Source organism: Streptomyces prasinopilosus (assembly GCF_001419695.1).
Lineage (GTDB): Bacteria > Actinomycetota > Actinomycetes > Streptomycetales > Streptomycetaceae > Streptomyces > Streptomyces prasinopilosus.
Genome location: NZ_LIRG01000299.1, coordinates 1 through 8,479, shown reverse-complemented (window position 1 = coordinate 8,479; position 8,479 = coordinate 1). Strand labels below are relative to the sequence as shown.

Annotated in this window: 7 protein-coding genes; 1 reads left to right on the top strand and 6 read right to left on the bottom strand. The window is 71.8% G+C overall.

Annotated elements, in window-relative coordinates; genetic code table 11:
- Positions 1–297: 297 nt before the first annotated feature.
- From AOK18_RS13680 to AOK18_RS13655, 6 genes are read right to left on the bottom strand one after another with little or no spacing between them, the layout of a single operon-like run.
- Positions 298–1,701, bottom strand: a complete 1,404-nt coding sequence (locus AOK18_RS13680; protein WP_055694528.1) for an NAD(P)/FAD-dependent oxidoreductase — start codon at positions 1,699–1,701, stop codon at positions 298–300.
- 5 nt (positions 1,702–1,706) lie between these two features.
- The gene (locus AOK18_RS13675) at positions 1,707–2,507 is read right to left on the bottom strand and encodes an ABC transporter permease (RefSeq protein ID WP_055694527.1); all 801 of its coding nucleotides are present in this window, start codon (positions 2,505–2,507) and stop codon (positions 1,707–1,709) included.
- Positions 2,507–3,460, bottom strand: coding sequence for an ABC transporter permease (locus tag AOK18_RS13670; RefSeq protein ID WP_055694526.1), 954 nt, complete (start codon positions 3,458–3,460; stop codon positions 2,507–2,509). The genes AOK18_RS13675 and AOK18_RS13670 overlap by 1 nt, the downstream gene beginning before the upstream one ends.
- The gene (locus tag AOK18_RS13665; RefSeq protein ID WP_055694525.1) at positions 3,460–4,644 is read right to left on the bottom strand and encodes an ABC transporter ATP-binding protein; all 1,185 of its coding nucleotides are present in this window, start codon (positions 4,642–4,644) and stop codon (positions 3,460–3,462) included. The genes AOK18_RS13670 and AOK18_RS13665 overlap by 1 nt, the downstream gene beginning before the upstream one ends.
- A gap of 4 nt (positions 4,645–4,648) precedes the next feature.
- Complete coding sequence (locus AOK18_RS13660) at positions 4,649–5,896, bottom strand: polyamine ABC transporter substrate-binding protein (RefSeq protein WP_055694524.1); 1,248 nt, start codon at positions 5,894–5,896, stop codon at positions 4,649–4,651.
- 47 nt (positions 5,897–5,943) lie between these two features.
- Complete coding sequence (locus AOK18_RS13655) at positions 5,944–7,479, bottom strand: gamma-aminobutyraldehyde dehydrogenase (protein WP_055694523.1); 1,536 nt, start codon at positions 7,477–7,479, stop codon at positions 5,944–5,946.
- Positions 7,480–7,674: 195 nt separating this feature from the next.
- Between AOK18_RS13655 and AOK18_RS13650 the strand changes: the two genes are divergently transcribed.
- Positions 7,675–8,337: an NADAR family protein gene (locus AOK18_RS13650; RefSeq protein WP_074995573.1), complete on the top strand. Its 663-nt coding sequence runs from the start codon at positions 7,675–7,677 to the stop codon at positions 8,335–8,337.
- Positions 8,338–8,479: the final 142 nt, after the last annotated feature.

Here is an 8,479-nt window from a genome sequence, read left to right as displayed (position 1 = left end):
CTGCCGGCCGGCAGCAGCGCCGTCCCGTGCGGGCTGCGCTCCCACTCCCGGCGGCACGCCACGGGATCGGGTGCGACCGAGGAGAGCCACTCGAGCGCCGGCTTCGTCCCTGTCATCACAGATGCCTTCCTCCCTGTCGTGGACACGAGAGCGTCGCGTCCCGAGGGGAGAGGAGGCCTTCCGCCGGGCATTACGCGGGTTTCGGCACCCGGGTGGGTGAACCGGGTCACGTCCGCCGGCCCCGGTCGCCGCAGCAGCCGCCCCGGCCGGAACCGGCCGCACCGCCGGGAGCCGCTCTCAGCTGTCGAACCCGAGCCCGAGCCTGTCCAGCGTCCGCAGCCACAGGTTCCGGTGGCCGTCGTGGGTGTCGGCGCGCGCCAGCGACCACTTGGTGAGCGCGATGCCGGTCCAGGCGAAGGGCTCGGGCGGGAACGGCAGCGGCTTCCTGCGCACCATCTCCGGTTCCGTGCGCTCGGTGCGCTCCCCCGCCAGCAGGTCCAGCATCACCTCGGCGCCGAAGCGGGTGGCGCCGACGCCGAGCCCCGTGAAGCCGGCCGCGTAGGCGACCTGGCCCCGGTGGGCGGTGCCGTAGAACGCGGAGAAGCGGGAGCAGGTGTCGATCGCGCCGCCCCAGGCGTGGGTGAAGCGGACGCCCTCCAGCTGCGGGAAGCAGGTGAAGAAGTGGCCGGCGAGCTTCGCGTACGTCCGGGGCCGGTCGTCGTACTCGGCCCGCACCCGTCCGCCGTACGGGTAGACCGCGTCGTAGCCGCCCCACAGGACGCGCCGGTCGGCGGTCAGCCGGAAGTAGTGGAACCGGTTGGCGCTGTCGCCGAGCCCCTGCCGGTTCCTCCAGCCCACGGACGCGAGTTGTCCGTCGGTGAGCGGTTCGGTCATCAGGGCGTAGTCGTAGACCGGGACGGTGTAGGCGCGGACCCGTCGGACCAGACTGGGGAAGACGTTGGTGCCGAGGGCGGCCGTGCGGGCGCGGATCTGCCCGTAGGGGGTGCGGACGGACATCCCGGCGCCGTACGGGCGCAGGGTGAGGGCGGGGGTGTGCTCGTACACGCGGACGCCGAGGGCGAGGCAGGCCCGTTTGAGTCCCCAGGCGAGTTTCGCCGGGTGGAGCATGGCCACGCCCCGCCGGTCCCAGAGGCCGGCCAGGAAGGTGGGCGAGTCGACCTGGGCGCGGACCGCGTCGGTGTCGAGGAGGTCGACGCCGTCGGCGAGGCCCAGGCGCTCGATCTCCCGGTACCGGTCGCGCAGTTCGCGTACCTGGTGGGGCGCGGTGGCGACGTCGAGTTCACCGGTGCGTTCGAAGTCGCAGTCGATGGAGTGGCGGGTGACGGTTTCCTCGATGGCGTCGAGGTTGCGGGCGCCCAGCCGCTCCAGCTCGTGGATCTCCTCCGGCCAGCGGGCCAGGCCGTTGGCCAGGCCGTGGGTGAGGGAGGCGGCGCAGAATCCGCCGTTGCGGCCGGAGGCGGCCCAGCCCGCCTCGCGTCCCTCCACCAGGACCACGTCCCGGTCCGGGTCGCGTTCCTTGGCGATCAGCGCCGTCCACAGTCCGCTGTACCCGCCGCCCACCACCAGCAGGTCGCAGGTCTCGGCGCCGGTGAGGGCGGGCCGGGGCTCCGGCCGGCCGGGGTCGTCCAGCCAGTACGCGGACGGCCGGGCGTCGGCGAGGGACGTCGTCCAGCGGTTCACGGTCCTCACGTCCTCTGTCGTCCGCGGCGGTTGCCGACGGCCATGGAGATCAGCACCAGCAGGACGGCGACGACGAACATGGCCGTACCGACGACGTTGATCTGCACCGGGGTCCCGCGCTGCGCGGAGCCCCAGACGAACATCGGGAAGGTGACGGTGGAGCCCGAGGTGAAGTTGGTGATGACGAAGTCGTCGAAGGACAGGGCGAAGGCGAGGAGCGCGCCCGCGGCGATGCCCGGGGCGGCGATCGGCAGGGTGACCCTCAGGAACGTCTGGAGCGGACCGGCGTACAGGTCCTGGGCGGCCTGCTCCAGGCGCGGGTCCATCGACATCACGCGCGCCTTGACGGCGACCACGACGAAGCTGAGGCAGAACATGACGTGAGCGATGAGGATCGTCCAGAAGCCGAGCCGGACACCCATGTTGAGGAACAGGGTCAGCAGCGAGGCCGCCATGACCACCTCGGGCATCGCCATCGGCAGGAAGACCAGCGAGTTCACGGCGCCTCGGGCGCGGAAGCGGTAACGGGCCAGCGCGAAGGCGGTCATGGTGCCGAGCACGGTGGCGCCGAGCGTGGCCCACAGCGCGATCCGGAGGCTGAGCGACAGCGAGCCGCACAGGCCGGAGACCCCGCACGGGTCCTTCCAGGCGTCCGCGGAGAACTCCTGCCACTCGTAGTTGAAGCGGCCCCTGGGCCTGTTGAACGAGAAGACGGCCACCACCGCGACCGGCAGCAGCAGGTAACCGAGCGTCAGCAGTCCCGCGACGACGACGAGGCGGCGCTTGAGCCGGTCGAGGAAGGCCATCACACCAGATCCTCCGTGCCGGACGTGCGGATGTGGACGGTGACCGCGCACAGGATCGCGGCCATCAGGAGGAACGAGAGCGCCGCGGCCGTCGGGTAGTCCAGGACGCGCAGGAACTGCGTCTGGATCACGTTGCCGATCATGCGGGTGTCGGTGGAACCGAGCAGGTCCGCGTTGATGTAGTCACCGGTGGCCGGGATGAAGGTGAGCAGCGTGCCGGAGACGACGCCCGGCATCGACAGCGGGAGGGTGACCCTGCGGAAGGTGGTCGCGGGCCCGGCGTACAGGTCGTTCGCCGCCTCGTGCAGCCGGGGGTCGATGCGCTCCAGGGAGGTGTAGAGCGGCAGGATCATGAACGGCAGGAAGGTGTACGTCAGACCGCAGACGACGGCGAGCGGTGTGGCCAGCACCCGGTCGCCGGCGGTCCAGCCGAGCCAGGAGGTGACGTCCAGGACGTGCAGCGCGTCGAGGGCCCCGACCACGTAGCCGCCGTCGGCCAGGATCGTCTTCCAGGCGAGGGTGCGGATCAGGAAGCCGGCGAAGAACGGCGCGATCACCAGGATCATGATCAGGTTCCGCCAGCGTCCCGCGCGGAAGGCGATCAGGTACGCCAGCGGGTAGCCGAGCACGAGGCACAGCACGGTCGCGGAGGCCGCGTAGAGCACCGAGCGGACGAACTGCGGCCAGTAGGCGGACAACGCGTCCCCGTAGGTGGCGAAGTGCCAGGTGACCTCGTAGCCCTCCTCCAGGGAGCCCGTCTGGACGGAGGTGGAGGCCTGGTAGGCCACCGGCAGCACGAAGAAGACGACCAGCCACAGCAGGCCGGGCAGCAGGAGCAGGTACGGCGTCCGGCGGCCCCGCCTGCGGGCCGGCTTCACCCGCGGGACCGGCGCCGGGGGCGGTGACGGGGACGGCGCCCGGGGCGGCGGCGGCTGCTGGGTGACGGTGGCCATCAAATGGCCTCCTTCCCGGCGGTTTCCACGCCGGCGGGGTCCACCGTCCCCGCGAGCAGGGACTGCGCGGCGTCGAGGCCGAAGGTGTGCGCCGGGTTCCAGTGCAGGACGACCTCGGCGCCGGGCACCAGCCGGGGGTCGCGGTCGACGTTCTGGACGTAGACCTCGAACGCGGTGCAGACCGGGCTGTCGACGACGAACTGGGTGGAGACGCCGAGGTAGCTGGAGTCGGAGATCCGGCCGGTGATCCGGTTGCGGCCCTCGGGCACGCGTCCGGCGTCGTCGGCGTGGACGAGGGCGATCTTCTCCGGGCGCACCCCGAGCAGCACCTTGCCGCCGGCCGCCGTGGGGCCGCTGTTGCGTGCCGAGGGCAGGACGAGCCGCCCGCCGCCCGCCTTCAGCACGAGGTCGTCGCCCGACCTGGTGTCGACGTCGGCCTCGATGAAGTTGGACGTGCCGAGGAAGTTGGCGACGAACGTGGTGCGCGGGTTCTCGTACAGCTCGGTGGGCGGGCCGAGCTGCTCGACGCGGCCCCCGTTCATCACGGCGACCGTGTCGGCCATGGTCATGGCCTCCTCCTGGTCGTGCGTGACGTGGACGAAGGTGATGCCGACCTCGGTCTGGATGCGTTTGAGCTCCAGCTGCATCTGACGGCGCAGTTTCAGGTCGAGGGCGCCGAGCGGCTCGTCGAGCAGCAGCACCCTCGGATGGTTGATCAGGGCGCGGGCCACGGCGACCCGCTGCTGCTGGCCGCCGGAGAGCCGGTGCGGCTTCCTGCGGGCCTGCTCGCCGAGCTGGACGAGTTCCAGCATCTCCCCGACCTGCTTCCTCACGTTCTTGACGCCGCGCCGGCGCAGGCCGAAGGCGACGTTCTCGAAGACGTCGAGGTGCGGGAAGAGGGCGTAGGACTGGAAGACGGTGTTGACCGGTCGCTTGTACGGCGGGAGCGCGGTGACGTCCTGGTCGCCGAGGTGGACGGTGCCGCTCGTGGGTTCCTCCAGGCCGGCGATCATCCGCAGGGTGGTGGTCTTGCCGCAGCCGGACGCGCCGAGCAGGGCGAAGAAGGAGCCCTCGGGCACGGTCAGGTCGAGGGGGTGGACGGCGGTGAAGGCGCCGTAGGTCTTGCCGAGGCCGGTGAGGCGGACGTCCCCGCCGCGGGCGTCGGTGTCGTGCGTCGTCCTCATCCCGTCACGCTCCCGTGAGCTTCGCGAACTTCGCTTCGCATGCCGTCTCTTCCTCGGCGCTCAGGGAGCGGAAGGCACGGGACTTGGCCTGCATGTCCTTGTCCGGGAGGATCAGCGGGTCGTCCGCCGCGTCCTCGTCGATCCTCGCGAGCTCGTCCCTCACCCCGTCGACCGGACAGACGAAGTTGATGTGGGCGGCGAGTTCGGCGGCCGGCCGCGGCTCGAAGTAATAGTCGATGAGCCGCTCGGCGTTGGTCTTGTGCCGGGCCTTGTTCGGGATCAGCAGGTTGTCGCTGGACATCATGTAGCCGCTGTCCGGGATCAGGAAGCCGATGTCCGGGTTGTCCGCCTTCAGCTGGACGATGTCGCCGGCCCAGGCGACGCACGCGGCGAAGTCGCCCCTGCTGAGGTCGGAGGTGTAGTCGTTGCCGGTGAAACGGCGGACCTGCCCCTTGTCGACGGCCTTCTGGAGGCGGGCTATCCCCGCGTCGTAGTCGTCGGCGGTGAACCTCTCCGGGTCCTTCTCCATGTCGAGCAGGACCAGGCCCATGGTGTCGCGCATCTCGGTGAGGAGGCCGACGCGCCCCTTGAGCTCCGGGTTGTCCAGCAGGTCGGAGAGGGTCCTCACCTCGACGCCGTCGAGTGCCTTCCTGTTGTAGGCGATGACGGCCGCGATGCCCTGCCAGGGGTAGGAGTAGGCACGGCCCGGGTCCCAGTCGGGGCTGCGGAACTGCGGCGACAGGTTGGCGTAGGCGTGCGGCAGGTGGGACGGGTCCAGCTTCTGCACCCAGCCGAGCCGGATCAGCCGGGCGGCCAGCCAGTCGGTGAGGACGACGAGGTCGCGGCCGGTGTCCTGGCCGGCGGCGAGCTGCGGCTTGATCTTGCCGAAGAACTCGGTGTTGTCGTTGATGTCCTCGGTGTACGTGACCTCGATGCCGGTCCGCCCGGTGAACGCGTCCAGCGTGGGGTGCCCGCGTCCGCTGTCGTCGACGTCCATGTACTCGGTCCAGTTGGAGAAGGCGACGCGCTTCTCCTTCTCCGAGTGGTCCTCGGCCGGTACGCCGCCCTGGGTGTGGCCCGCCGGGGGGATGCCGCAGGCGCTCAGCGCCCCGAGGCCGCCGAACGCGAGCGCGCCGCCCGCGCCGGCGCGCAGCAGGGACCGGCGCGACGGGGCCGCCCTGCCGTCCCGGAGGCCGCGCCGCACGGCGGCCGCCCGGGTTGGGGAAGGGCGGTCCGGTTCGTACTGCTCCATACGCGTGGTGCCTTTCGGAGGGGGCCGCGGGTCGGTCGGCCCGGTGGTCATCGGTCCCCGAAGACCGTGCGGTGCCAGTCCTTGCGGGCCTTCGCCGTATTGTCGGACATCACGTGCTTGAGCTGGGTGTACTCCTCGAACGAGTACGCGGACATGTCCTTGCCGGAGCCGGACGCCTTGTAACCGCCGTGCGGCATCTCGCTGACGATCGGGATGTGGTCGTTGATCCACACGCAGCCGGCCCTGATCTCGCGCGCGGCGCGGCCGGTCCGGTACACGTCCCGGCTCCAGGCGGAGGCGGCGAGTCCGTACGGCGTGTCGTTGGCGAGCGCGATGCCCTCGTCGTCGGTGCCGAAGGGCAGGACGACCAGCACCGGTCCGAAGATCTCGGCCTGCACGACCTCGCTGTCCTGCGGGGCGCCGGTGATCAGGGTGGGCAGGTAGTACGCGCCGGCGGCCAGTTCCCCGCCCGGGGCCCGGCCGCCGGTCACCACGCGGGCGTGGGCACGCGCCCGGTCGACGAAGCCGGCCACCCTGTCGCGCTGCGCGTGCGAGACCAGCGGGCCCAGGTCGGTCCCGGCGGCGAAGGGGTCGCCGAGCCGCACGGTCTCCATGAGCGCGGCGGTGCGCTCCACGAACGCCTCGTGGAGGGGGCGTTGCACGTACGCGCGGGTGGCGGCCGTGCAGTCCTGGCCGGTGTTGATGAGCGCGCCCGCGACCGCCCCGTTGACCGCGGCGTCGAGGTCGGCGTCGTCGAAGACGACGAAGGGCGCCTTGCCGCCGAGTTCGAGGTGGACGCGCTTGCCGGTGCCGGCGGCGACGGCGGCGACCCGCCTGCCCACGGCGGTGGAACCGGTGAAGGAGGTCATGGCCACGTCGGGGTGGCCGACGAGGTGCTCGCCCGCCTCCGGGCCGGTGCCGGTGACGATGTTGACCACGCCGTCCGGGATGCCGGCGTCGGTGGCGGCCCGAGCCAGGAGGAGCGAGGTCAGCGGGGTGCTCTCGGCGGGCTTGAGGACGACCGTGTTGCCCGCGGCGATCGCCGGGAGGATCTTCCACGCGGCCATCTGGAGCGGGTAGTTCCAGGGTGCGACCGAGCCGACGACACCGATGGGTTCGCGGCGCACGCAGGAGGTGTGGTCGCCGGAGTACTCACCGGCCGACTGCCCCGTCAGGTGCCGGGCGGCGCCGGCGAAGAAGGCGATGTTGTCGATGCTCCCGGGGACGTCGAACTCCCGGCTCAGCTTCAGGGGCTTGCCGCACTGCAGGGACTCGGCGCGGGCGAAGTCCTCGGCACGCTCGGCGACCACGGCGGCGAACCGGTGCATCGCGTCGGACCGCTCGCCCGGGGTGGCCCCGGCCCACGTCCCGAACGCCTCGCGCGCGGCGGCGACGGCCGCGTCCACGTCGTCGGCACCGGCGAGTTCGTAGGTGTACACGTCCTCGCCGGTGGCCGGGTCGACGACCGTGTGCGTACGGCCCGAGGTGCCCCGGGCCGGGCGTCCCGCGACGAACTGCGCCCCGTCGGCGCATCGTTCCCGGGCCGGGAACCGTTCCGGGGCCGCGGGGCCGGGGTGCTGCATGGCGCTCTCCTCCGTCGTCCGAGGGGGCGGCGTGGCGCCGGCTCGATGTGAGGGCCGATCCTGGCAGAGACATGCGGTACCAACAAGTGATTCCGTTGTTTCCATTTAATTAAGCGACGAAATCTGTCGGCAGGGCATCGCGTGATCGCGGAAAGGACAGGCGGATTGTCGGTGCCGCCTGCGAGACTCGCGCGCATGGGCAGGACCACGGAGGCGGAGAAGGACATGGACCAGGCTGCGACCGCGGCGGGAACCGGGGTGATCGATTCCCGGGAGGCGTTGATCGAGGCACTGGCGGCCGGGGAGCGGATCAAGTTCCTGCACTTCTGGGGGCACCGGCCCCTGCCCGACGGCCGGATCGGCGCGAGCTGCCTGAGCCAGTGGTGGCCGTCGCCGTTCACGGTGGACGGCCTGACCTACGGGACCGCCGAGCACTGGATGATGGCGGCCAAGGCCCGGATGTTCGCGGACCCGGAGGCGGAGCGGAGGATCCTGGCCGCGGGGCACCCCGCCGACGCGAAGAAGGAGGGCCGCCTCGTCCGGAACTTCGACGAGGCGGTCTGGCGGCGCGAGCGGTTCCGTGTCGTCGTCGAGGGCAGCACGCACAAGTTCGCCGCCCACGCGGACCTGCGCGCCTTCCTGCTGGACACGGGCGACCGCGTCCTGGTCGAGGCGAGCCCCAGGGACCGCGTCTGGGGCATCGGGCTCGGGGCGAAGAACGACAGGGCGTCGGACCCCGCCCAGTGGCGCGGCGCGAACCTCCTGGGCTTCGCCCTGATGCGGGCCCGCGCCCGCCTCCGGGACCGGGCCGGGTCGAGCCGGACCGGATCGGGTGCCGGGTCCGCCGGCCCCGCGTGATCAGGACGGCCGGTCCTACCAGTAGGGCGTGGTGAGGACGAGGAGGCCGAAGCAGGCGCCCAGGAGGATGCCGGCCCAGCCGCAGATCAGACCGGCCAGGGCGTGGCCCGGGTTGGTGGCCTCGCCGTGGCCGGTCTGGTCT